The 22,768-nt window shown below is 68.0% G+C and carries 23 protein-coding genes; 9 read left to right on the top strand and 14 right to left on the bottom strand.

Translation table 11 applies throughout. The annotated features are described in order from the left end of the window. Positions 1-10: 10 nt before the first annotated feature. The 3 genes from NL241_RS02785 to NL241_RS02775 are packed head-to-tail and all read right to left on the bottom strand — an operon-like array spanning position 11 to position 2,636. Positions 11-886, bottom strand: a complete 876-nt coding sequence (locus NL241_RS02785) for a metal ABC transporter permease (RefSeq protein WP_487696024.1) — start codon at positions 884-886, stop codon at positions 11-13. Beyond that, entirely contained in the window at positions 887-1,660 is a 774-nt protein-coding gene (locus tag NL241_RS02780) for a metal ABC transporter ATP-binding protein (protein WP_487696025.1), read from the bottom strand. After that, the gene (locus tag NL241_RS02775; protein ID WP_494396700.1) at positions 1,647-2,636 is read right to left on the bottom strand and encodes a metal ABC transporter solute-binding protein, Zn/Mn family; all 990 of its coding nucleotides are present in this window, start codon (positions 2,634-2,636) and stop codon (positions 1,647-1,649) included. The genes NL241_RS02780 and NL241_RS02775 overlap by 14 nt, the downstream gene beginning before the upstream one ends. A 74-nt stretch (positions 2,637-2,710) precedes the next feature. Here NL241_RS02775 and NL241_RS02770 point away from each other — a divergent pair, with 74 nt between their 5' ends. Further along, entirely contained in the window at positions 2,711-3,853 is a 1,143-nt protein-coding gene (locus tag NL241_RS02770; protein WP_494396699.1) for a GTP-binding protein, read from the top strand. Positions 3,854-3,927: 74 nt separating this feature from the next. Here NL241_RS02770 and aztD read toward each other — a convergent pair whose 3' ends face one another. The 3 genes from aztD to aztB are packed head-to-tail and all read right to left on the bottom strand — an operon-like array spanning position 3,928 to position 8,072. Further along, positions 3,928-5,142 carry a zinc metallochaperone AztD gene (gene aztD, locus NL241_RS02765; RefSeq protein ID WP_494396698.1) on the bottom strand — a complete coding sequence of 405 codons (1,215 nt, stop codon included), beginning with the start codon at positions 5,140-5,142 and terminating at the stop codon, positions 3,928-3,930. A gap of 33 nt (positions 5,143-5,175) precedes the next feature. Continuing rightward, the gene (aztC, locus tag NL241_RS02760; protein WP_494396697.1) at positions 5,176-6,081 is read right to left on the bottom strand and encodes a zinc ABC transporter substrate-binding protein AztC; all 906 of its coding nucleotides are present in this window, start codon (positions 6,079-6,081) and stop codon (positions 5,176-5,178) included. Beyond that, positions 6,078-8,072: a zinc ABC transporter permease AztB gene (gene aztB / locus NL241_RS02755; protein WP_494396696.1), complete on the bottom strand. Its 1,995-nt coding sequence runs from the start codon at positions 8,070-8,072 to the stop codon at positions 6,078-6,080. Before aztB ends, aztC begins: the two co-directional genes overlap by 4 nt. 50 nt (positions 8,073-8,122) lie before the next feature. Between aztB and aztA the strand changes: the two genes are divergently transcribed. The 4 genes from aztA to NL241_RS02735 all read left to right on the top strand — a co-directional run bounded on the left by aztA (position 8,123) and on the right by NL241_RS02735 (position 11,756). Continuing rightward, on the top strand, positions 8,123-8,740 hold the full coding sequence (gene aztA / locus NL241_RS02750) for a zinc ABC transporter ATP-binding protein AztA (protein WP_494396695.1): 618 nt from the start codon (positions 8,123-8,125) through the stop codon (positions 8,738-8,740). 4 nt (positions 8,741-8,744) lie between these two features. Beyond that, positions 8,745-9,503 carry a LamB/YcsF family protein gene (locus tag NL241_RS02745; protein ID WP_494396694.1) on the top strand — a complete coding sequence of 253 codons (759 nt, stop codon included), beginning with the start codon at positions 8,745-8,747 and terminating at the stop codon, positions 9,501-9,503. Positions 9,504-9,588: 85 nt separating this feature from the next. Further along, on the top strand, positions 9,589-10,509 hold the full coding sequence (locus NL241_RS02740) for an MBL fold metallo-hydrolase (RefSeq protein ID WP_487696033.1): 921 nt from the start codon (positions 9,589-9,591) through the stop codon (positions 10,507-10,509). A 2-nt stretch (positions 10,510-10,511) separates the two neighbouring features. Next, positions 10,512-11,756, top strand: a complete 1,245-nt coding sequence (locus NL241_RS02735; protein ID WP_494398229.1) for an SLC13 family permease — start codon at positions 10,512-10,514, stop codon at positions 11,754-11,756. Here the strand turns inward: NL241_RS02735 and NL241_RS02730 are convergent. The 6 genes from NL241_RS02730 to carD all read right to left on the bottom strand — a co-directional run bounded on the left by NL241_RS02730 (position 11,749) and on the right by carD (position 16,824). Further along, a complete protein-coding gene (locus tag NL241_RS02730; RefSeq protein ID WP_487696034.1) occupies positions 11,749-12,720 on the bottom strand; it encodes a glycerophosphodiester phosphodiesterase in 972 nt (323 codons plus the stop codon). The two genes, NL241_RS02735 and NL241_RS02730, sit on opposite strands and share 8 nt — an antisense overlap. 62 nt (positions 12,721-12,782) lie before the next feature. Then, positions 12,783-13,724, bottom strand: coding sequence for a 23S rRNA (guanosine(2251)-2'-O)-methyltransferase RlmB (gene rlmB / locus NL241_RS02725; RefSeq protein WP_487696035.1), 942 nt, complete (start codon positions 13,722-13,724; stop codon positions 12,783-12,785). A gap of 2 nt (positions 13,725-13,726) precedes the next feature. After that, positions 13,727-15,136, bottom strand: coding sequence for a cysteine--tRNA ligase (gene cysS, locus NL241_RS02720; protein WP_494396693.1), 1,410 nt, complete (start codon positions 15,134-15,136; stop codon positions 13,727-13,729). Positions 15,137-15,158: 22 nt separating this feature from the next. Next, positions 15,159-15,644 carry a 2-C-methyl-D-erythritol 2,4-cyclodiphosphate synthase gene (gene ispF / locus NL241_RS02715; protein WP_487696037.1) on the bottom strand — a complete coding sequence of 162 codons (486 nt, stop codon included), beginning with the start codon at positions 15,642-15,644 and terminating at the stop codon, positions 15,159-15,161. Then, positions 15,641-16,315, bottom strand: coding sequence for a 2-C-methyl-D-erythritol 4-phosphate cytidylyltransferase (ispD, locus tag NL241_RS02710; RefSeq protein WP_494396692.1), 675 nt, complete (start codon positions 16,313-16,315; stop codon positions 15,641-15,643). The genes ispF and ispD overlap by 4 nt, the downstream gene beginning before the upstream one ends. Positions 16,316-16,335: 20 nt before the next feature. Continuing rightward, entirely contained in the window at positions 16,336-16,824 is a 489-nt protein-coding gene (carD, locus tag NL241_RS02705; RefSeq protein ID WP_003921720.1) for an RNA polymerase-binding transcription factor CarD, read from the bottom strand. Between the two features lie 292 nt (positions 16,825-17,116). Here carD and NL241_RS02700 point away from each other — a divergent pair, with 292 nt between their 5' ends. The 3 genes from NL241_RS02700 to disA all read left to right on the top strand — a co-directional run bounded on the left by NL241_RS02700 (position 17,117) and on the right by disA (position 20,329). Beyond that, positions 17,117-17,683, top strand: a complete 567-nt coding sequence (locus tag NL241_RS02700) for a copper chaperone PCu(A)C domain-containing protein (protein ID WP_487696039.1) — start codon at positions 17,117-17,119, stop codon at positions 17,681-17,683. Between the two features lie 61 nt (positions 17,684-17,744). Beyond that, positions 17,745-19,250, top strand: coding sequence for a DNA repair protein RadA (gene radA, locus NL241_RS02695; protein WP_494396691.1), 1,506 nt, complete (start codon positions 17,745-17,747; stop codon positions 19,248-19,250). Continuing rightward, positions 19,247-20,329: a DNA integrity scanning diadenylate cyclase DisA gene (gene disA / locus NL241_RS02690; protein ID WP_487696041.1), complete on the top strand. Its 1,083-nt coding sequence runs from the start codon at positions 19,247-19,249 to the stop codon at positions 20,327-20,329. The genes radA and disA overlap by 4 nt, the downstream gene beginning before the upstream one ends. Positions 20,330-20,362: 33 nt before the next feature. Here disA and NL241_RS02685 read toward each other — a convergent pair whose 3' ends face one another. Further along, positions 20,363-21,154 carry a hypothetical protein gene (locus NL241_RS02685; RefSeq protein ID WP_494396690.1) on the bottom strand — a complete coding sequence of 264 codons (792 nt, stop codon included), beginning with the start codon at positions 21,152-21,154 and terminating at the stop codon, positions 20,363-20,365. Between the two features lie 82 nt (positions 21,155-21,236). After that, entirely contained in the window at positions 21,237-21,854 is a 618-nt protein-coding gene (locus tag NL241_RS02680) for a carbonic anhydrase (RefSeq protein ID WP_487696043.1), read from the bottom strand. A gap of 37 nt (positions 21,855-21,891) precedes the next feature. On the opposite strand from NL241_RS02680, the gene NL241_RS02675 reads away from it, so the two are divergent. Next, the gene (locus tag NL241_RS02675; protein ID WP_487696044.1) at positions 21,892-22,764 is read left to right on the top strand and encodes an iron-sulfur binding domain-containing protein; all 873 of its coding nucleotides are present in this window, start codon (positions 21,892-21,894) and stop codon (positions 22,762-22,764) included. Positions 22,765-22,768 lie beyond the last annotated feature (4 nt).

Raw genomic sequence — 22,768 nt, 5'->3', positions numbered from 1 at the left:
CTCTGTGAGGTTAGTTCATGTGTCCGGCGGGCTCGCTCTTCGGCACCGCGCCGGTGCGCTGCGCCACCGACCACACCCCCAGCCAAACCAGGCAGACGATGGTGACGATGACGAAGCTCGGCGGAAGATCGAAGATCGAGGACACCACCAGACCGGCCCAGACGGCCAGCAGCGACAAGGCAGTGGACACCAGCATCGCCAGGACGGGCCGGGCCGTCAGCATGATCGCGGTGGCAGCCGGGGTGACCACGAGCGCGAACAGCAGCAGGGTGCCGACCGCCTGAACCGCCATGGTGATGGCCAGGCCCAGCAGGGCCATGAAGACGATCGACAACGCCCGCACCGGCACGCCCTTGGCTTCGGCCACCTCGGCGTTGACCGACGCGAACAACAACGGCCGGAAGATCGCCGCGATGGTGACCGCCAGGACGGCGACGAGCACCGCGAAGATCACGAGCTGCTCGTGGGTCACCGCCAGCAGATTGCCGAACAACACGTTGGTGACGGTGCTGCTGCTCTTGGTCGCCTGCGAGCTGAAGAACAGACCCAGACCGGTGGCCGCCGCCAGCACGGTACCGGTGGCGATCTCCCGTTCGTCGGCCTTCTTGCCCAGCGCACCGATGACGAGCGCACCGCCGATACAGAACACCCCGAGCCCCAGGGTCACGGGCACGCCGAGCAGGACGGCGCCGGTGGCGCCGGGAAAGCCGATGTGCGCCAGGGCATGTGCGGCGAAAGCCGTGTTCCGGACGACGATGAAGTACCCGATCAGACCCGCGGCCAGCGCCACGAGGGTGCCGCCGATCAGCGCGTTGCGCATGAACGCCGAGGTGAGGATCTGCCACCAGTTCTCCTGGTAGCCAAGCGCGATCACCTGTGTGGTCACCTACACGCTCCTCATGTACAGCTCACCCTGGGGCGTGTGCACCACCTGGATGGAGGTGCCATACAGGTGACTGAGCAGTTCTTCGTCCACCACTTCGTCCATCATGTCGAAGTGGGCGTGCCCGTCCAGCAGGTAGATGGCACTGTCGAGCACACCGAGCAGCGGGTTGAGATCGTGTGCCACCACCAGGATGGTGACACCGAATTCGTCGCGGATCCGGCCGAGCAGCCGGACGATCTCGCGCTGGTTGCGCAGGTCGATGGCAGCCAGGGGCTCGTCGAGGATCAGCAGCTGCGGATGGCTGACCAGCGCCTCGGCAATCGCAACACGTTGTCGCTGGCCCCCGGAGAGCTCGGAGAGTCTGCGACCGGCGAAGTCGGCGGCCCCGACCGCGGCGAGGGTCTCCATCACCCGGTGCCGCTGGTCGGCCGTCGGACGCGCGAAACCCCAACGGTTACCGATCAGGCCCAGCATCACCGCGTCGGACGCACGCACCGCGTTCCCGGCCGCTGCGGCGTAGTTCTGCGGGACATAGCCGATCAGGTCGGTCGCCTGGCCCGCCGGACGGCCGAGCACACGCACGGTGCCGGAGGCCACCCGCAGCAGGCCCAGCACCACCTGGAGCAGGGTGGTCTTGCCCGAGCCGTTCGATCCGATGACCGCGGTGATGCCGCCGGCGGGTATGTCGAAGGTCCCTTCCGACCAGATGAGCCGGCCGCCACGGACCACGCTGACATCCGCGAAGGACAGCGCGGGGGTGTCAGACCCCGACACCGAGGGCCTTGGCGAGTGCGTCGAGTTGTTGCACCTGCCAAGCTTCGAACGAATCGGCGCCCGGCGGCACGGTTTCGGTGACTTCGACCACCGGGATGCCCGCGCTTTCCGCGGCGGCCCGGAGCTGATCGGGCACCGAGCCCTCGGTCTGGGTGTTGTAGATCAAGACATCGGCGCCCTTGTCGCCGAGCAGACGCAGGAAGGCGTCGAGGTCGGCCGGGGACGGGTCGGTCTCATTGGCCGAGGAGGCCTGATAACCCTGGGGCGTGACATTGGTCAGGCCGGTCGCGGCCGCCATGTCATCGAAGACGCTTTCGGTTGCCGCGTAACGTTTTCCGTTCGATTCGGCCTTGAGCTTCTCGATGGTGTCGGTGTAGGGCTGCAGCGCGGTGGTGAAGTCCTCGCGACGGGTGTCGAAGTAGTCGGCCGCGTCGGGCGCGAGCTTGCCGAGCTCGGCGGTGACCGCGTCGGCCAGCGCCGTCACTGCCGTCGGGCTGTACCACGCGTGCGGGTTGACTCCGCTGTCTGCGTGGTCGTGATCTCCGCCTTCGTGAGCGTGGTCTTCCTCGGACGATTGCAGCGCGGCCACCACGGGTGCATCGGGTGCCGATGTCGACGCCAGTTTGGTCGCCCACTCGTCGTAGTGGCCGCCGTTGACGACCACCAGTTGGGCGCCTTCGAAGGTCGCGGCATCCGAGGGGGACGGCTCGTAGTCGTGCGGGTCCACCGACGAGGATGCGAGCACGGTTTTCACGTTGGCGCAGGCGCCACCCAGATCGCTCACGATGTCGCCCCACTGATCGACGCTGACGACGACCTCGAGCGGGGTGACGGGGCAGTCGCCGGCGGCTGCCTGCGCGGAGGTTCCGGTGGTGTCGCCGGAGTCGGCGCTGCCGGAGCATGCCGCCAGAGCGAAGGGTGCGGCCAGGACCGCGACCGCGAGAAGACCGGCGCGCGCCGCCCTCAGAGATGCCATGCCGGTAACGATAACCGTTTGCAGTAGAGGTCGCCTAACCGAAGGTCGTTATTGGTAATGATTATCATTAAGGGATGACCTTTCCCGACCTTCTGCCCGTCACCGTCCTGTCCGGATTCCTGGGTGCCGGAAAGACCACCCTGCTCAACCACATCCTCGCCAACCGTGACGGCCGTCGCGTCGCGGTGATCGTCAACGACATGAGCGAGATCAACATCGATGCCGCGCTGATCGCCGGCCAGGGCCACCTCGACAGGACCGAGGAGAAGCTGGTGGAGCTGACCAACGGTTGCATCTGCTGCACGTTGCGCGAAGACCTGGTGGAGACCGTCGGCGCGCTGGCCCGGCAACACCGGTTCGATCAGCTGGTCATCGAATCCACCGGAATCTCCGAACCCATGCCGGTGGCGGCGACGTTCGAGTGGGAGTTCGACGACGGGTTCCGGCTGGGCGACCTGGCGCGGCTGGACACGATGGTCACCGTGGTGGACTGCTCGACGTTCCTGCCCGAGGTCGTGCGCGGGCAGACGTTGGCCGAACGAGACCTCAGCGCGGGCGACGGCGACGCCCGCAGTGTCGCCGATCTCCTGATGGACCAGGTGGAGTTCGCCGACGTGATCCTGCTCAACAAGACGGACCTGGTGAGCCCGGCGCATGTGGGCGCGGTCGAGACGGTGGTCCGTCGGCTCAACCCGCGGGCGACCCTGCTGCGCACCGATCATGGTGTGGTCGAGCTGAGCGAGGTCCTGTCCACCGGCCGCTACGACCCCATCGCGGCGGCGGAAGCGCCCGGCTGGGACGAGGAGATCGCCGACGGCCACACCCCGGAAACCGAGGAGTACGGCATCGGGTCGATGACATTCCGCGCCGACCGGCCCTTCCACCCACAACGGCTGGCCGAGATCCTCGGCCAGCTTCGAGGGGTGTTGCGCAGCAAGGGTTTCTGCTGGATCGCCAGCCGGGCGGACATCGCGGCCATCTGGTCACAGGCCGGTCCGAATCTCGTCATCGAACCGGCACAGTTCTGGTCCACCACAGACATCAGCCCGGGCCAGGAGATCGTGCTGATCGGCCTACGGCTGGATCGTGTGCGCGTCGACGAACTACTGCGCTGGGCACTGCTGACCGACGACGAAGTCGTCCAGGGTCCGGCCGGGTGGGCCGGCTATCCCGACCCACTTCCGGAATGGGGAGTCACGCACAGCCATTCGCACTGACACCTGGTTCAGGCGACTGGTCGCGCCAGAACGCCCAGCGCTGCACGGGCAGCGCTGGGCGTCTCGCGCATCGGTCAGTGCTCGTGGCCGACAGGCCCGTTGAGCTCATTGGGGGTGTTCGGCAGTGTTCCGGTCTGCTTCACCTCGCCGGTCTCGATGTCGACGACTTTGATCTCCTTGGCCGCGGGGTCGGTGACGTAGACGTCGTGGCCGCGGACGAACACGGTGGGTTGGGGTTGCTGCCACTCGTCGGGTTCGGTCCACGGCGTCACCACGTCGATGCTGCGGATGTTCTGGGCGGTCGCCGGATCGAACACATGCAACTTGCCGTCGGTGCCGAGCATCAGCGCTTCGGCGTGCGGACCGCGGGCCAATGACCTGAACGAGTAGCTGACGCCCTGGGGCATGGGTACCAACCTCAGTTGGTTCGTCGTGGTGTCGACGAGGGCGAACTGGTTGGGCCGTTCCAACTCCGCATCCGGGTCCACCTTGTAGTCGGTGAGCGCGACCGGCGAGTCCGGATGTCCCTTGATGTTTCCGGTGCGGCCGTAGGGATCCGGGCTCGGGATCTTCGTGAAGGCGCCGGACTTGAAGACGACCGGACCGTTCTCGCAACCGAACACGACGGCCTCGTCGGCGACCACGGTCTCACCGTGCAGGCCCGGGCAGTCCTCGGTGCGGGCGATCTCCTTGCCACTGGCGTCCATCGCGATCGCGCCGGTCCGCCCGTCCTCGGTGCCCTCACTGATCAGCCGGGTGCCGTCGGCGAGCACGACCGCGACGCCGTGATGCGCCGCCGTCGCAGTGAACTTCTCGGTTGGCGGCGTACCGCCGGCCGACAGGTCGTGCGGATCGAAGATCGTCGCCTCGCCGGTACCGTCGGCGAAGAGCACGGTGTTCTCCCCGTGCACCACCACGTGCCCGGGTTCCGGTGCCGGGAAAGCGATGTCGGTGAGGGTGCCTGTCGTGGCGTCGAGCACCTGGAAGCCCTCACCGGTGGAGACCATGACATGACTGTCGTCGCCGGCGGGGTTGATCCGCAGGAAGCCTTCCAATGGGACGTCGGCCTTGACCTCCAGGGTCTCGCCATCCAGCACGGCGATGCCACCGTCGTAGGTCACCGCCACCGGCTCGTTGACGGTGACCTCGGCGGGCGCCGCCGACGAGGTGGCCCCGGCAGCCGGCGTCTCCGACGTCTGCTCGGCGCTGTCGCCGCCACCGCATGCGGTGGCCACGAGCGCGGTGAGGACCGCCCCCGAGACGAGGGAAAGGGGTTTCAGTGGTGACATCAATTCTCCTTTTTCATTGTGAAGCAGCCTGTTTCAGGACAGGCCGGCGATGATGGTGTCGGTATTGGTGGCCATCATGTCGAGATAGGTGCCGGCCTCAGAGCCGGGTTCGTCCAGCGATTCGCTGTACAGCGACACCACGTCGACGTCGAGGCCGGACTGTGAAGCAAGGGCCCTGGCCAGCCGGTCAGGCTGCGACGTATCGACGAAAATGGTTGTGACACCGGCTTCCCGGATGGCTCCGGCCAGCGATTCGAGATCCGACGGCGCCGGTGAAGCCAGCGTCGTGCCGCTGGGAACGACGGCGCCCACCACCTCGAGCCCATACCGCTGCGCCAGGTAGCCGAGCACGTGATGGTTGGTCACCAGTGCGCGACGGTCTGCCGGAAGCGCCGAGAAGCGTTGCGCCATCGTCGTCGCCAACTCACGCACCTGCCCCCGGTACGCCTCGGCGTTGGCCGAGATCTGCTCCGCACTCTGCGGAAGGTGCTCGACCAAGGACGCTTCCATGGCGTCGACTCCCGCGATCATCCGCAAGGGATCCATCCAGAAGTGCGGATCCGGCGCACCCGCGGAATCGCCTTCGGAGAACGAGATTGCGTCGGCATGCTCCCCCACCGCCAGCGCCGGCACCCCTCGCTTCGCGGCGGCGTCGACGTGGTGCTGTACACCCTCTTCGAGTCCGAGTCCGTTGTAGATGATCAGATCGGCGCGGGAAACCGAGTCGGCCTCCTGGGCGGACAATTCGAACGAATGCGGGTCGGCATTGCGTTTCATCAACACGGTGACGTCTGCGGTGTCCCCGACGACATTGCTCACCACGTCACCGAGGATGTTCGTCGTCACGACGATATGGGCTTCACCGGCCTGCGAGGAGTCGTCTGCGCACCCGGCCACGACCAGCGCCACTGCCGCCAACGCGGCCCACCAGCGCCTCATCGGCCCGTCTCCACCATCAGATCCGGCGTCACCGCAGTGCGAAGGGTCCGCGCCAACCGCAGCCCGTCGCGATAGTCGACCTCGTAGACCACCTGCGCGGCAGCATCATTGATGTAGGCACGGTCGGTGTCCACGTCGATCACCGGAGTCGGGGTACCGGCTGGAAGTCCGTCAGCGAACAGAGCCAGATCAGCGGTCTGCGTGCCGGTGGTCATGTCGAACACCCGCAGCGAACCGTCCCCGGTGAGTGCCAACACCTGACCATCACCGGCGGACGTCGCCGCAACGGCGCCCGGCACCGACACCACCTCCCAGGTCCGCTTCGTGCTGTCGAGCAGCCACACCTGGTCCCCGTCGCGGCCCACCAGGGTGCCCTCCCGCCCCCGGTTCTCCAGCGGGCCCAGCACCGGGCGTTCGCCCGCGGGGAAGGGAATGGCCGTCGCTTCAGGCGTACCGGCCGCGACGACGCGGACCGCTCCGTCGCGACAGGTGAGCACGACAGCACTGCGGGTGGCCGTCGCGCCCCCGGCGTCGGCGCACGGCACCGGCAACACCGTCACGTCGCCCTGGTCGTCGACCACGTGGAGCTCACCGGTGTCCCCTGCCACCACCAGTGCGCCGCCATAGGGCGCCACGACACGGGCGCCCGCCAGATCCGGCGCGGCCTCCGGCGATTCGATTCGACCTTCCGCCAGGGCTTTACGGTCAAGCAGCGTGGGCGGTTCCTCCGGTGCGTGCAGTGCCACCACACCGTCGTCGGCCGTGATCTCCACCGCGCCGAAGTCGCTGTTCCCCGCCGTCCACGGTGGCTTGGCGTAGTAGTGATTGTGGTCGCCGTGGTAGTAGGTCCAGGCGCCGGAATCGATGATGGTGGTGCCGTTCTCGCCGACCAGGTATCCGTACCGGCCGTCGCCGAGAAGGCCGCGCACCGGTCCGAATTCCCCGATCGTGACTCCGGTTCCATCCAAGGCGTCGAGGACTTCGGTAGCCCCGGTGCCGGAATCGACGACGATCAGGCGCGTGGGCGCGTCGGCGAGCTCGATGACATCGGGTGAGGACTTGTTGTGCTCGGCGCCTTCGGTCGCCATCGCCGGTGAGGACGTGGGCGGCTGCTCTTCGGCTGCGCAACCGACCACAGTCGCGGCGGCCACCGCCACCACCGCCGTCGACCGCAAACGCGTCGACAGCGCCTTGACTGACAAAGAGACGAAGAACAACGCCACCGCGGTGATCGCGATGGTGGCCCCGCCCGCGGTGGAGGCGTGCCACGAGACCACCAGACCGATTGCCACAGAGGCGGATCCGATGAGTGCGGCACCCGCCATGATCGCGGGTACGCTGCGGGCCCACACCAGCGCGGCCGCCGGTGGTGCCACCAAGAGTCCGAGCATCAGCAGCGTTCCGACCACCTGGAATGACGCCACGATGGCCGCTGCCATCAGTACGGTCAGCGCCGCCACCGCCATGCGGGGCCGCAGACCGAGGGTGGCCGCTTTGCGAACGTCGAAGGTGGCGGCTACGAAGGCGCGTCGGCCCATAAAAGCCACCGTCGCGATGCACACCAGCGCCAGCGTCAGTCCGATCAGGTCGGCAGTGGTGGCGGCCAGCACGTCGCCGAAGAGCAGCGCGGTCAGATCGGTGGCGAAGCTTCGGGAGTGCGACACCACGATGACGCCCAGTGCGAGCATGCCGACCAGCAGGAGCCCGATGCTGGTGTCGGCCGAAAAGCGTTTCGACGAACCGAGCGCCGAGACGCCGTAGGCCATGGCCAGCGCTGCGACCATGGCTCCGAACACGATGTTGCCGCCGACCATCGACGCCAGCGCCACCCCGGGCAGCACACCGTGCGCCATCGCGTCACCGAGGAAGGCCGCACCGCGCAACACCACCCAGGTGCCGACGATCGCACAGATCAGTGTGACCACCAGACCGGCTACCAGCGCGTGCCTGACGAGGGTGGATTCGAACGGTTCGGTCAGCCAGTCCAGCACGGGCTAGACTGTAACCGCCAATGATAATCATTACCAATTAGGTGTTGTGCATGTACAGCAATGCGGTGACGCTGACGTCAGTGTCGTTCGGATACAACGATGTTCGTGTTCTCACCGATTTCACGACGCACATCCCAGGCGGTTCGATCTGCGCGATCGTCGGCCCGAACGGTTCTGGCAAATCGACGGTGCTCAGCCTGATAGCGGGCATCCTGCGGCCGGCGCGCGGCACGATCGACCTCGATGGCGCGCGGGAGGTGGCATTGGCGCCGCAGCACAGCCAGGTTGCCGAGAACTTCCCGATCACGGTCGCGGAGGTGGTGTCCATGGGCCGGTGGCGCAAGCTCGGGCTGCTGAAACGAATGAAAGCCGACGACCACCGCATCGTCGATCACTGGATTGGCCGCCTCGGTCTCGACGACCTGCGTCAGCGCCGCATCGGTGAACTCTCCGGCGGTCAGCGCCAAAGGACCCTGGTGGCCCAGGCATTCGCCCAGCAGGCTCCCATCACAGTCCTGGACGAGCCGACCACCGGTATGGACGCCGAGTCCAGGATGCAGGTGATGAAGGGGATCCGCGAGCTGGTCGAAGCCGGCCGCACAGTGGTGCTGGCCACCCACGATCGTGAGCTGGCCGACGAGTGCGACACCTGCGTGGCCCTACCCTAGGGGCATGGCCGCCATAGACCTGAACGCCGACCTCGGCGAAGGCTTCGGAATCTGGGAACTCGGCGACGACGACGCCATGCTGGACGTGGTGACAAGCGCCAATGTCGCCTGCGGTTTCCATGCCGGTGACCCCGCCAGGCTGGCCCGGACATGTCGCGCTGCGGCTGATCGCGGCGTTCGGATCGGCGCCCAGGTGAGCTACCGAGATCTCGCCGGCTTCGGCCGACGGTTCATCGACGTCGAAGCGGCCGATCTGACCGCTGAAGTCATCTACCAGATCGGCGCACTCGACGCGCTGGCCCGCGTGGCCGGATCTCGCGTCAGCTACGTCAAACCACATGGCGCCCTGTACAACTCGATCGCCGGCCACCGCGCCCAGGCGCGGGCCGTGGCAGCGGCGGTGCATGCTGTCGATCCCCGCCTGCCGGTGCTCGGCCTGGCCGGTTCGGCGTTCTTCGACGAGGCGCAGCGGCTGGGTCTGCGCACCGTCGCCGAAGCCTTCGCCGACCGCGCCTACACCCCGGAGGGCAGGCTGGTCTCCCGACGCGAGCCGGGCGCGGTACTGCACGACCCGGAGGCGATCGCCCAGCGGGTTGCGGACATGGTCGACAGCGGCGAGGTGGACGCCATCGACGGCCGCCGCATCACCGTTGACGTCGAATCGGTGTGTGTGCACGGCGACTCACCCGGTGCGGTACAGATCGCCCGTGCGGTGCGCGACCGCCTGACCTCGGCCGGGGTGGCGCTGACGCCCTTCGTGTAGCGGACGCCCGACGTTCGCATGGACCTGATGTGATTCCCGCCGCCCGATCCCTATGCCTACTGACCCTCAGCCGTAGAGTCGTCTGGTGCGACTACGCCCCGGCCGACCCGAAATCTCGCGGCACGCCGCGAAGTTCGCCGTACCGGCAGCATCAGCACAGTCACCGGTGACGGTCACCTGGATGGGCGTGTCGACGCTGCTGGTAGACGACGGTGAATCGGCTCTGCTCACCGACGGATTCTTCAGCCGGCCCAGCTTGGCCAAGGTCGGACTCGGCCGCCTCGCGCCCTCGGCACCGCGCATCGACGGCTGCCTGGCCCGGGCCGGGATCACTCGGCTGGCTGCGGTGATACCGGTACACACCCACTTCGACCACGCGCTCGACAGTGCCGCCGTCGCCGAACGCACCGGAGCCGTGCTGATCGGTGGCGAATCAGCGGCCAACATCGGCCGTGGCCACGGGCTGCCCGAGCACCGCATCCAGGTGGCGACGTCCGCAGCGCCGATCGACCTCGGTCCTCACGAGGTGACGCTCATCGCCTCCCACCACTGCCCTCCGGACCGCTTTCCCGGCGCCATCACCTCTCCGGTGACGACGCCGGCGCGGGCGTCGGCGTACCGGTGCGGTGAGGCCTGGTCGCTGCTGCTGTGGCACCGGCCCACCGATCGCCGGCTGTTGATCCAGGGCAGCGCCGGTTACGTTCCCGGCGCACTGGCGGGCCGTCGTGCCGAAGTGGCCTACCTGGGGCTCGGCCAGCTCGGCGTCCTGCCCGAGTCGTACCTGCGCGAGTACTGGGAGCACACGGTCCGTGCCGTCGGCGCGCGCACGGTCATCGGTATCCACTGGGACGATTTCTTCCGGCCCCTGTCGAAGCCGTTGCGGGCGTTGCCCTTTGCGGCCGACGATCTGGACAACTCGATGCGCGTGCTACAGCGCTTCGCCGACGCCGACGGGGTGTCGTTGTTCCTGCCCACGGTGTGGCGGCGCGAGGACCCCTGGGCTTGACCATCACGCTGATCGTTTCCCTGGCGCTGCTTGCTGCCGTCCTCGGCTTCGCCATCGCGCGACCGAGAGGTTGGCCCGAAGCGATGGCCGCTGTGCCTGCCGCGCTGTTTCTCGTCGCGATCGGTGCCGTGTCCATGGACGACGCCCGAGCCGAGATCGAGCGATTACTGCCAGTGGTCGCCTTTCTGGCCGCGGTGCTGGTGCTTGCGAAGCTCTGCGATGACGAAGGGCTGTTCCAGTCGTTCGGTGCGCTGATGGCCCGCGCCAGCGCCGGGGCGCCGCCGCGGCTGCTGCGCCAGGTCTTCGTCCTGGCCGCCGCCACCACCGCGGTGTTGTCACTGGACGCGACGGTGGTCCTCCTGACCCCGGTGGTGCTGGCCACCGCCGCCACGCTGCGGGTGCCCGCCCGCCCCCACGCCTACGCGACGGCCCACCTGTCCAACACGGCGTCGCTGCTGCTGCCGGTGTCCAACCTGACCAACCTGCTTGCCTTCGCCATGCTGGATCTGTCGTTCGTCGAGTTCACCGCGTTGATGGCCGCGCCGTGGCTGGTGGCCATCGCCGCGGAATACGTGATCTTGCGTTTCGTCTTCCGCAGGGACCTGGCGCCCGTCGCGGACGGTGCGCCCGTCGAGAAACCCGAGCAGCCGGTCTTCGTCCTCGTGGTGCTGGCGCTGACACTGGCCGGTTTCGCCGGCACCTCCTTCCTGGGCGTGGACCCGGTGTGGGCGGCGCTGGCCGGAGTTCTGGTCCTCGGTATCCGCAGCCTGGCCCAGAAACGCAGTACCGTGGCCGGCATCGCGCAATCGGCGAACGTGCCGTTCCTGGCGTTCGTGCTGGCGCTGGGCGTGGTGGTCAAGGCAGTGACGGATGCCGGCTTGGAGTCGGCGATGGATCGGGTGCTCCCGTCGGGTACCGGTCTGGTTGCACTTCTCGGATACGCCGCCGTCGCCGCCGTGCTGGCCAATCTGGTGAACAATCTGCCCGCGGTGCTGGTGCTGCTGCCGCTGGTGGCGGCGGCCGGACCCGCCGCGGTGCTGGCAGTCCTGATCGGTGTCAACATCGGGCCCAACCTGACCTATGTCGGGTCGCTGTCCAACCTGCTGTGGCGGCGGGTTCTGACCAGCCGCGGCGCCGCCACCAACGCCGTCGAGTTCAGCCTGCTCGGTCTGCTCACGGTGCCCGTGACGCTGGTCGCGGCGGTGGTGGCGCTGTGGGCCGGGGTGGAACTCCTGGGCGTCAGCTGATTCGTTGGTACGCGCGCGGCAGCGGCAAGCCCAGCTCGCTCATCACCTGACGCAACAAGGTCGGGTAGTCGGTGATGATGCCGTCGACTCCCATCGCGATCTGGGCACGCATCTCGTCCGCGTCGTTGACGGTCCACGGGACCACCGTGAGGTCGTGGCCATGTGCGCGTTCGACGAGTGCAGGATCCACCAGTGCGTAGTTGGGCGACAAGATGTTCGCACCGGCCTGCATCGCCGCGTACACCGGGTCGTTGTCTGCCTGCGCGGGATCGATACCACCCAGCCACGGCGAGCCCGGCACCCAGGTGGTGTCGTCCCAGAGGGCGACCAGCGGGATCGACGGTTCGGCGGCACGCACCATCGGCAGGGTGCGCCAGTCGAAACTCTGGATCTCGACCTGGCCGGTCTTGCCCGCGGCACGCACCGCGGCCAGGATGACGTCGACGAATTGCTGTGGCGGGGCCGAGTTCTCGGGCTTGTCCGCCTCGACCTTGGTCTCGATGTTGTAACGCACGTCGGCACCGTAGGAATCCGCCAGCGCGAACACCTCCGGCAGGGTGGCGATTCGATTACCGTGCACCACTTCGGCATTCGGGTAGGCCGGCAGCAGCTTGCCGCAGTCCAGGGTGCGCAGTTGCGCGGCGGTCAGGTCGACCACGAGCTTGCCGACGTACGGGTACTGCGGATCACCGGGGAAGGCCGGGGCGGTGTCGGAGCACTTGTCGGCTTGGATCACCGGGTCGTGCCACACCATCGGCTGGCCGTCGGCGGAGATCACGATGTCGAGTTCGAGTGTGCTGACGCCGAGCTCCAGCGATTTGGCGAAGGCGCGCAGCGACTCTTCGGTGGTCTCACCGCGGCCGCCGCGGTGTGACTGCAAGTCGAACTCCCCTGGCTCCGCGTACGCTTCGGGAGCCGAGGACAGGGCGAACATCAGAGCCGCCAACGCGGCGAGGGTACGCACACCATCGACGTTAGCCGCGATCAGCCGTAGAAGGTGCTGCGCACCGAGATGTCACCCAGAGTTCAGCTGCGGCGCTGCCGGGCGATCTCGGCCAGCACCACACCGGCGGCCACCGACGCGTTCAGCGACTCGGTGGGCCCGGCCATCGGAATCGAGACCACCGCATCGCAGTGTTCCCGCACCAGCCGCGACAGTCCTTTGCCTTCTGAACCGACGACGACCACCACAGGACCCCTGGCATCGAGCTCGTCGAGGGTGGTGTCACCCCCCGCGTCCAGTCCGATCACCTGCAGACCACCGTCGGCCCAATCCTTCAGTGTCCGATTGAGATTCGTGGCACGGGCCACCGGAAGCCGGGCCGCGGCGCCTGCACTGGTGCGCCACGCGACAGCGGTGACCGACGCCGAGCGGCGCTGCGGGATCACCACACCGTGGCCTCCGAACGCCGCCACCGACCGCACGATCGCGCCCAGGTTCCGGGGATCGGAGATGTTGTCCAGTGCCACCAGCAGTGCGGGAGCCGAATCCTGTGTGGCCGCGCGCAGCATGTCGTCGGGGTGGGCGTAGATGTAGGGCGGGACCTGCAACGCGATGCCCTGATGCAACCCGTTGGTGCTCAGCCGGTCCAGGTCGGTGCGCGGAACCTCGAGAATCGGGATGCCGGAATCGGCTGCGCGGGTGACGGATTCGGTCAGCCGCTCATCGGCGTCGGCGCCGAGTGCGACATAGAGGGCGGTTGCGGGCACACCGGCGCGCAGGCATTCCAGCACCGGGTTGCGGCCCAGCACGATCTCGGTGTCGTCGGTCTTTTTCGGTCGGCCCTGCTGCTGCTTGGCGACCTTGTTGGCCCGCTTGGCGGCCGGATGATTGGGGCGCAGGTGCGCCGGAGGGGTGGCACCACGGCCCTCCAGACCACGACGCCGGACACCGCCGGAGCCGACGGTCGGCCCCTTCTTGGTGCCGGCCTTGCGAATCGCGCCGCGTCGCTGCGAATTGCCCGCCACGACTAGACCTCTTCTTTCCGGTTGCTGTCCAACAACTCCCACTGCGGGCCGTCGGCGGTGTCGGTGACGTCGATACCGGCTTCTTTGAGGCGGTCGCGGATCTGGTCGGCGGCGGCCCAGTCACGTGCGGCGCGCGCCTCCTGCCTGCTGTGCAGGGCCCACTGGACCATCACATCCACTGCGGCCAGCGCCGCGGAGGTCTCATCACGCAGTTCCCAGCGCTCGTCGAGGGGGTCACAGCCCAGGATCCCCATCATGGCGCGGATGGACTTCGCGGCAGCCATGGCGCCGTCGTGATCGCCGGAATCCAGCGCGCGGTTACCGTCGGCGCGGGTGCTGTGCACCTCGGCCAAGGCCATCGGCACGGCCAGATCGTCATCGAGGGCGGCGGCGAACTTCTCGGTCCAGGTACCGGGAACCACAGCGCCCACCCGGGTACGCACCCGGTGCAGGAAGTCCTCGATCCCGGTGTAGGCCTTCACCGCGTCCTGCAAGGCCACCTCGGTGAACTCCAGCATGGAGCGGTAATGCGCACTGCCCAGGTAGTAGCGCAGCTCGGCGGGCCGAACCCGTTGCAGCACAGCCGGAATGGACAACACGTTGCCCAACGACTTGCTCATCTTCTCGCCGCCCATGGTGACCCAGCCGTTGTGCAGCCAGTACCGGGCGAACCCGTCGCCGACAGCGCGCGCCTGGGCGATCTCGTTCTCGTGATGTGGGAACACTAGATCCATGCCACCGCAATGGATGTCGAACTCCGCACCCAGATACTCGTGGGCCATCGCCACGCATTCGGAATGCCAGCCGGGCCGGCCACGACCCCACGGCGTCGGCCATGCCGGCTCACCCGGCTTGGCGCCCTTCCACAGGGTGAAGTCGCGCTGATCGCGTTTCCCGGTGGCCACACCCTCGCCCTGGTGCACGTCGTCGATGCGGTGCCCGGACAGCGCGCCGTACTCCGGATAGCTCAGCACGTTGAAGTAGACGTCGCCGCCTCCGGTGTAGGCGTGCCCGCCGTCGATCAGCCGCTCGATCAACTCCACAATCTGGGTGATGTGCCCGGTGGCGCGGGGCTCGGCCGACGGCGGAAGCACGCCCAGCGCGTCGTACGCCGCGGAGAAGGCCCGCTCATGGGTGGCGGCCCATTCCCACCACGGCCGGCCTGCGGCGGCGGCCTTGCTGAGGATCTTGTCGTCGATGTCGGTGACATTGCGGATGAAGGCGACGTCGAAGCCCTTGGCCGTCAGCCAGCGGCGCAGCACGTCGAAAGCCACCCCGCTGCGGACATGCCCGATATGGGGCAGGCCCTGAACGGTGGCCCCGCACAAGTAGATGGACACGTGACCGTCGCGCACCGGGACGAAATCACGCACTTCACCTGTCATGGTGTCGTGGAGTCGCAGGCCGGTCACGACGTGCCAGCTTACCGGCCGATCAGGCCCCGACGGTCATCGGCAAGATCAGAGCCGTCGCGATGGCGGCCAAGCCCTCGCCGCGACCGGTCAGGCCCAGCCCGTCGGTGGTGGTCGCCGACACCGAAACCGGCGCGTCGAGCAGGCCCGACAGCAGCTGCTGCGCCTCCTCGCGGCGCGGTCCGACCTTCGGCCGGTTGGCGATCACCTGCACCGCTGCATTGCCGATCCGGTAGCCGTTGTCGGTCAGCAGGGCGCGGACATGGCGCAGCATGTCGGCGCCCGTCACTCCGGCCCACCGGGGGTCGTCGACACCGAACACCCCGCCGATGTCACCGAGCCCGGCCGCCGACAGCAGCGCATCGCAGAGCGCGTGCGCGGCCACATCGCCATCCGAGTGCCCCGCGCAGCCGTCGGCGCCGTCGAATTGCAGGCCCAGCAGCCAGCAGGGCCGTCCGGGCTCGATCGGGTGGACGTCGGTGCCCAGACCGACCCTGGGGATCGTCACAGGGCGCCGGCCCGCGTCAGGACCGCTTCGGCCAGCACCAGATCCATCGGAGTGGTGATCTTGAAAGCCATGGGGTCGCCCGGGACTGTCTGTACCTGGCCGCCGATGCTCTCCACCATGGAGGCGTCGTCGGTGAACAGCCCGGTGCGCCCGTAGGCGCGCTTGAGTACCTCGGTGGTGAACCCCTGGGGAGTTTGAACGGCCCGCAGCCCGGCGCGTTCGGGGGTTCCCAGTACGACGCCGTTGGCGTCCACTGCCTTGATGGTGTCCGCCAGCGGCAACGCAGGAACAACCGCGGTGTGGCCGTCCCGCAATGCCTCGACTACCCGCGCGATCAGCGTCGGTGGGGTCAACGGCCTGGCGGCGTCGTGTACCAGGATGAATTCGGCGTCGCCGGCCGCTTCCAGCGCGGCCCGCACCGATTCGGTGCGGTCGGCACCGCCGCTGACCACGGTGACCTGGTATTCGGGATCACCGAGCATCAGCGACGCCTCGTCGGTCCTGGCGGGTGGCACTGCGACCACCACGCCATCGACCACGCCGGATTCACGTAATCCGGCAATGGCACGCTCGATCAGGGTGAGGCCACCCAGATGAACGAACGCTTTCGGAACGCCGGCGGCCAGCCGTTCACCGGAACCGGCGGCCGGCACTATCGCGACAGTGCGCATGTCCGTCAGGACACCGTCGCTCAGGACGCGGCGGCCAGCACCTCGTCGAGGATGGTCTCCGCCTTGGCGTCATCGGTGTTCTCGGCGAGCGCGAGTTCGCCCACCAGGATCTGACGGGCCTTGGCCAGCATCCGCTTCTCGCCGGCGGACAGACCGCGCTCCTGATCGCGACGCCACAGATCCCGGACAACCTCCGCGACCTTGTTGACGTCTCCAGAAGCCAGCTTCTCGAGGTTGGCCTTGTACCGGCGCGACCAGTTGGTCGGCTCCTCGGTGTGAGGCGCCCGCAGCACCTGGAAGACCTTGTCCAGGCCCTCTTGCCCAACAACATCACGGACGCCGACATACTCGGCGTTCTCAGCGGGAACACGAACGGTCAGATCGCCCTGGGCAACCTTCAGAACGAGGTATTCCTTCTGCTCGCCCTTGATGGTCCGGGTTTCGATCGCTTCGATCAATGCAGCACCGTGATGTGGATAGACAACGGTGTCTCCGACCTTAAAAATCATCAGTTTCGAGCCCCTTTCGCTAGTTCAGGATAGCACGGGAGCGAAACTCGCGTGTTCCAACTGCGCAGGTCAGGGGCCACAACCGCCGCCGCAGGGGGTTGACAGGGGCCGAAAAGCGTGCAAGCCGGGCCGCCTCTGACCCCGCCCCGGAGCAGCCCAGCAATGCCGGCGCCGCCCCCGATCAGGTGATCTTGATGTGCTTCCGGCAACCCTTGGGTACCGCGCCTGTGCGGCACCTACTACTCTGCATAGTCGAATCAAGGCGGCCGCTCACAGGAGGCTCTCAGTGCCGATGGACAACCCCATCAAGAAGACCTTCGGGATCTCCCTGTTGGCGGCGAGCGCAACCGCCGTCCTGGTGGGTTGCGGAGCCGGCCAGATCTCGCAGGTGGCCACGCAGGAGCCCGCGGTCAACGGGACCGGCGGCGTCGTCGAGAACGTGGTGCTGCGCAACGTCCACATCCAAGCCGTCCAGACCTCGGATGCGCTCGAGCCCGGCACCGATGTCGACCTGATCTTCAGCGCCACCAACCAGTCCCCCGACACCCCCGACCGTCTGGTGCGCATCACCTCCGAGGTCGGCACCGTGACCTTGACGGGCAATACCGAACTGCCGGCCAACGGGCTGCTCGAAGTCGGCGTCCCCGACGGAGTCGAAGAACTGGCCGCGGTGCCCGAGGCCGCCGATGGAGCCGAGGCCACCGTCGCGTTGTCGGAGCCGATCAGCAACGGCCTCACCTACCCGTTCACCTTCACCTTCGAGCGGGCCGGCGACAAGGTGCTCGACGTGCCGATCTCGGCGGGCAACGCACCCCGCCAGGGCGGCGAAGGCGGCGGACACAGCGGCGAAGGGCACTAGCCCGTCACCGCTCGTGCGTGTCCGGTGACGATCTGTCACACCCGGCCGCTACGGTCACGCCGTGGCTAAAACCGGTGGCACGAAAGCACGCACGCAGTACCGCTGTTCCGAGTGCCAGCATGTCACCGCCAAGTGGGTGGGCCGCTGCCCGGAATGCGGCACCTGGGGCACCGTCGACGAAGCTCCGGTGCTCAGTGCGCTCGGGGGTTCCACACACCGCGCCATCGCACCCGCCTCTGCCGCGGTACCGATCAGCGCCATCGATCCCGCCCGCACTCGTCACGTTCACACCGGCGTCAGCGAACTCGACCGGGTGCTCGGCGGGGGCATCGTCCCCGGCTCGGTGACCCTGCTGGCGGGCGAGCCCGGCGTCGGCAAGTCCACCCTGTTGCTCGAGGTGGTGCACCGCTGGGCCGAGGCCGGCCGCCGCGCCCTCTACGTCTCCGGCGAGGAATCGGCGGGGCAGATCAGGATGCGCGCCGAGCGCACCGGGTGCACTCACGACGAGGTGTACCTGGCCGCCGAGTCCGACCTGCACACCGTGCTCGCGCACATCGATCAGGTGAAACCGTCCCTGGTGATCATCGACTCGGTGCAGACCCTGTCCACCACCGACACCGACGGCGTGACAGGCGGCGTCACCCAGGTGCGCGCCATCACCACGGCGTTGACCGGGTACGCCAAATCGACGGCCGGGCCAGGTGTGGCGATCATCCTCGTCGGTCATGTCACCAAGGACGGAGCCATCGCGGGCCCGCGGTCGTTGGAGCATCTCGTCGACGTCGTGCTGCATTTCGAGGGCGACCGCAACACCGCGCTGCGGCTGGTGCGGGGTGTCAAGAACCGGTTCGGCGCCGCCGACGAAGTGGGCTGTTTCGTGTTGCACGAGAACGGAATCGAAGGCGTGGCCGACCCGTCGGGGTTGTTCCTCGACCAGCGGCCCGATCCGGTTCCCGGCACTGCTGTCACCGTTGCGCTGGACGGCAAGCGGCCGTTGATCGGCGAGATCCAGGCCTTGATCGGGGTGCAGGAAGTGCCCTCGGCGCGGCGCGCCGTCAGCGGTATCGACCAGTCGCGGGTCGCCATGATCGCCGCGGTGCTCGAAGCCAGGGCCGGGCTGTCTATCGGCAAGCACGACATCTACCTGTCGACCGTCGGCGGGATGCGGCTCACCGACCCGTCAGCGGATCTGGCGGTGGCACTGGCGATGGCCACGTCCTACGCCCAGCTGTGCCTGCCCACCTCCACCGTCGTCATCGGTGAGGTGGGGTTGGCCGGGGACCTGCGGCGTGTCACCGGGATGGATCGCCGGCTCGCCGAGGCCGCGCGTCTCGGGTTCACCAGAGCGCTGGTGCCTCCCGGCGCCGTGAACTCCAACAAACAGGGACCCAAGACCATGCACACCATGGAGGTCGCCACCATAAGTGCGGCTCTGAAGGCGATGCTCACCATTGCGGTGCAGCCGGCCAGCAAACCCCCGGAGGTCCGAATGGGCAAGCGGCCGGACCTGAAAGTGGTGGACGGTCGTCGGAACGAAGCGGTCACAGGGGACAATGACTGGCTGTGACGCCCACTGACAAGCCGACACTGCGCGAGACGGTGGGGCGCCTGGCGCCCGGTACCGCGCTGCGAGACGGCTTGGAGCGCATCCTGCGGGGCCGCACGGGTGCCTTGATCGTGCTCGGCTACGACGACAGCGTCGAGTCCATCTGCGACGGTGGCTTCGCCATCGACGTCCGGTACGCGCCCACCCGATTGCGCGAACTGTCGAAGATGGACGGCGCCGTGGTGCTGTCCACCGACGGTAGCCGGATCATGCGCGCCAACGTCCAGCTGGTGCCCGACCCGTCGATTCCCACCGATGAATCGGGCACCCGGCATCGATCTGCCGAACGGTCGGCCATCCAGACCGGCTATCCGGTGATCTCGGTGAGCCACTCGATGAGCATCGTGACGGTGTACGTCGCCGGCGAACGCCACGTCGTCGCCGATTCGGCGACCATCCTGTCACGGGCCAACCAGGCGATCGCCACCCTCGAACGCTACAAAGCGCGCCTCGATGAGGTCAGCAGGCAGCTCTCCACCGCCGAGATCGAAGACTTCGTCACATTGCGCGACGTGATGACGGTGGTACAGCGGCTCGAAATGGTGCGGCGCATCGGTATCGAGATCGACAACGACGCCGTGGAGCTGGGTACCGACGGGCGGCAGCTTCGCCTCCAGCTCGAGGAACTCCTCGGCGGAAATGACACCGCCCGCGAGCTGATCATGCGCGACTATCACGCCAATCCGGAGCCCCCGTCGAAGAGCCAGGTGGCCCGGACACTGGATGAACTGGACAGTCTCTCCGACACCGAGCTGCTCGACTTCACCGCGCTGGCCCGGGTGTTCGGCTACCCGTCGACGGTCGAAGCGCAGGACACCGCGCTGTCCGCCCGGGGCTACCGCGCGATGGCCGGGATCCCGCGCCTGCAGTTCGCCCACGTCGATCTGCTGGTGCGTACCTTCGGCTCGCTGCAGGGTCTGCTGGCAGCCAGCGCCACCGATCTGCAGTCGGTGGAGGGGATCGGCGCCATGTGGGCGCGCCACGTCAGGGAGGGTCTGTCGCAGCTGGCGGAGTCGACGATCGCCGACCGACTGGCTTGATCAGCCGGTCGACGACGCGCCAGGTCGGGGTGCTCAGCCCACCGGGCCAGGCGGCGGACCGGCCGGCGCGGGCGGCAGGGCGCCCGCCGGAGGCGGCACGTCACCGGGCGGCGGCGGAGCGTTCGGATCCGCCAGAATGAACGGCACCGTCGCCGATCTCAGGTTGCCCAGCTGGACCACCAGGTTGTACGTACCGGGCCCGATGGGCTGCCGCGGCAGCGGGCACTGCGCCTCGGAACCCATCCCGGTCCAGGTCACCTCGGTGGTCACCTGCTCACCCGGGGCGAACGTCTTGACCAGCGTCTCGTTGGACGGCGCGCAGTCCAGGTTCGACCAGAGCCGCTTGTTGTCCAGCGAGTACACATAGGCGGCCAGGACCGCCGCGCCGACATCGCGCTGGCAGGCGACCAGGCCGATGTTCGTGACGACCATGGTGAACTTCGGCTGATCACCGATGGTGTAGCGCGGTTGGCTGGTGATGCCCTTGACAGCCAGGGTCGAGTCCGGGCAGTCGTCACCCTCTTGCAGCACCGGCGGCGGCTCGACGGCCACCGTGGGGGTGGGTGTCGGTGCCGGCGCATCAACAGCCGGGGGCACCACCGGCGTCTTGACCTCAGGGGTCGGTGTGGGCGCCAGCGGTCCCTGCGCGGTGTTGGGCTGATCGTCGGTGGTGGTCGACGGTTCGCTACTGGAACCACCTCTGACCACCAGTAACACGATGGCCACCACGACGACGATGACAAAAACCGCGATGCCTATCGCCAACGCCCGGCGTCGGCGATAGATCTCCGGCGGGAGTTGGCGATGGGGTTCGGTTTCCAGCACTTACTCACGGTAAGCCGAGGTCACCGCTGACAGTTCGACCTGGCGCGGCGTGTCGCGACGCGGCTGAAACGGTCCTGGTGTGCTATTCGCCGATGTCGCCGAGGTGAGTGCGCAGCGCCACCTTGCCGTCGGCGAGGTGATAGGTGAGCCCCACAATCGCCAGGGTGCCGTCCTTGACCCCGTTGGAGATGGTGGTTGAGCGATCTACCAGCTGCGATCCGGTCTCGACGACGTGGCGGGCCTCGAACTCGTCCACCCGCTCCAGGCCGTCTTTGCGCCCGAGCAGGATCGACGGGGTGACCCGTTCCACGACGTCACGGATATAGCCTCCCGGCACTGCCCCGTCATCGAGTGCGGTCAGCGTGGCTTTGACCGCGCCGCAGCTGTCGTGGCCGAGGACCACGATGAGCGGCACATTGAGCACGGTGACGGCGTATTCGATGGATCCGAGCACCGCGGAGTCGATGACATGGCCCGCGGTGCGCACCACGAACATGTCGCCGAGGCCCTGATCGAAGATGATCTCCGCGGCCACCCGGCTGTCGGCGCACCCGAACACCACGGCCGTGGGCTTCTGGGCCTCGGTCAGGCTGGCCCGGTGCTCGATGCTCTGGCTGGGGTGCTGGGGTTCGCCGGCGACAAAGCGCTCGTTACCCTCTCTGAGTGCCTTCCATGCGGTCACAGGACTGGTGTTCGGCATGGATGTCATTGTGCCTTGCCGGTGTGGGCCGCACCCAATGACCATCCAAGCCGCCGAAGTGGTGACCTGGTTCGACCGCGAGCGACGCGATCTGCCGTGGCGTCGGCCCGAGGTCAGTGCCTGGCAGATCCTGGTCAGCGAGTTCATGCTGCAGCAGACGCCGGTGGCCCGTGTGCAGCCCATCTGGCTGGACTGGATCGCCCGCTGGCCCACCCCGTCGGCCACGGCCGCTGCCGGCGCCGCGGACGTGCTGCGGGCGTGGGGCAAGCTGGGATATCCGCGCCGCGCCAAACGCCTGCACGAATGTGCGACGGTGATCGCCACCGAACACGGCGACGTGGTGCCCGACGACGTGGAGACCCTGCTGTCACTGCCGGGCGTCGGGAGCTACACCGCCCGGGCGATCGCCTGTTTCGCGTATCAGCAGTCGGTCCCGGTGGTGGACACCAACGTGCGCAGGGTGGTGGCCCGCGCCGTGCACGGGCTGGCCGACGCCGGTTCCCCGTCGGCCAGACGCGATGAGGCCGACGTGGCTGCGCTGATTCCCGACGATGACACCGCACCCCGCTTCTCGGCGGGGTTGATGGAGCTGGGCGCCTTGGTGTGCACGGCTCGGAACCCCCGGTGCGGGCTGTGTCCGCTGTCCCAATGCGCTTGGCGGGCAGCGGGTTTCCCACCCTCGACCGCACCGGCCAAGCGGGTGCAGAAGTACGCCGGTACCGACCGGCAGGTGCGTGGTCGCCTGCTGGATGTGTTGCGGGCCAGCGATTCTCCGGTGCCGCGCGCGCAGCTGGACATGGCCTGGCTGACCGACACCGCGCAACGGGACCGGGCGCTGGACTCACTGCTGATCGACGGCCTGGTGGAGCAGACGGAGGACGGCCGCTTCGCCCTGGCAGGCGAAGGCTGAGAGG

Source organism: Mycolicibacterium sp. SMGY-1XX, from assembly GCF_059132455.1.
This window is presented reverse-complemented; position numbering and strand designations above follow the sequence as displayed.

Coding starts and splice junctions, on each gene's coding strand:
- carD (WP_003921720.1), bottom strand. CDS start 16,824: ATGATTTTTAAGGTCGGAGACACCGTTGTCTATCCACATCACGGTGCT.
- aztD (WP_494396698.1), bottom strand. CDS start 5,142: ATGTCACCACTGAAACCCCTTTCCCTCGTCTCGGGGGCGGTCCTCACC.
- NL241_RS02675 (WP_487696044.1), top strand. CDS start 21,892: ATGACCATCCAAGCCGCCGAAGTGGTGACCTGGTTCGACCGCGAGCGA.
- NL241_RS02700 (WP_487696039.1), top strand. CDS start 17,117: ATGGACAACCCCATCAAGAAGACCTTCGGGATCTCCCTGTTGGCGGCG.
- NL241_RS02745 (WP_494396694.1), top strand. CDS start 8,745: ATGGCCGCCATAGACCTGAACGCCGACCTCGGCGAAGGCTTCGGAATC.
- NL241_RS02680 (WP_487696043.1), bottom strand. CDS start 21,854: ATGCCGAACACCAGTCCTGTGACCGCATGGAAGGCACTCAGAGAGGGT.
- ispD (WP_494396692.1), bottom strand. CDS start 16,315: ATGCGCACTGTCGCGATAGTGCCGGCCGCCGGTTCCGGTGAACGGCTG.
- aztC (WP_494396697.1), bottom strand. CDS start 6,081: ATGAGGCGCTGGTGGGCCGCGTTGGCGGCAGTGGCGCTGGTCGTGGCC.
- NL241_RS02775 (WP_494396700.1), bottom strand. CDS start 2,636: ATGGCATCTCTGAGGGCGGCGCGCGCCGGTCTTCTCGCGGTCGCGGTC.
- NL241_RS02770 (WP_494396699.1), top strand. CDS start 2,711: ATGACCTTTCCCGACCTTCTGCCCGTCACCGTCCTGTCCGGATTCCTG.
- aztA (WP_494396695.1), top strand. CDS start 8,123: ATGTACAGCAATGCGGTGACGCTGACGTCAGTGTCGTTCGGATACAAC.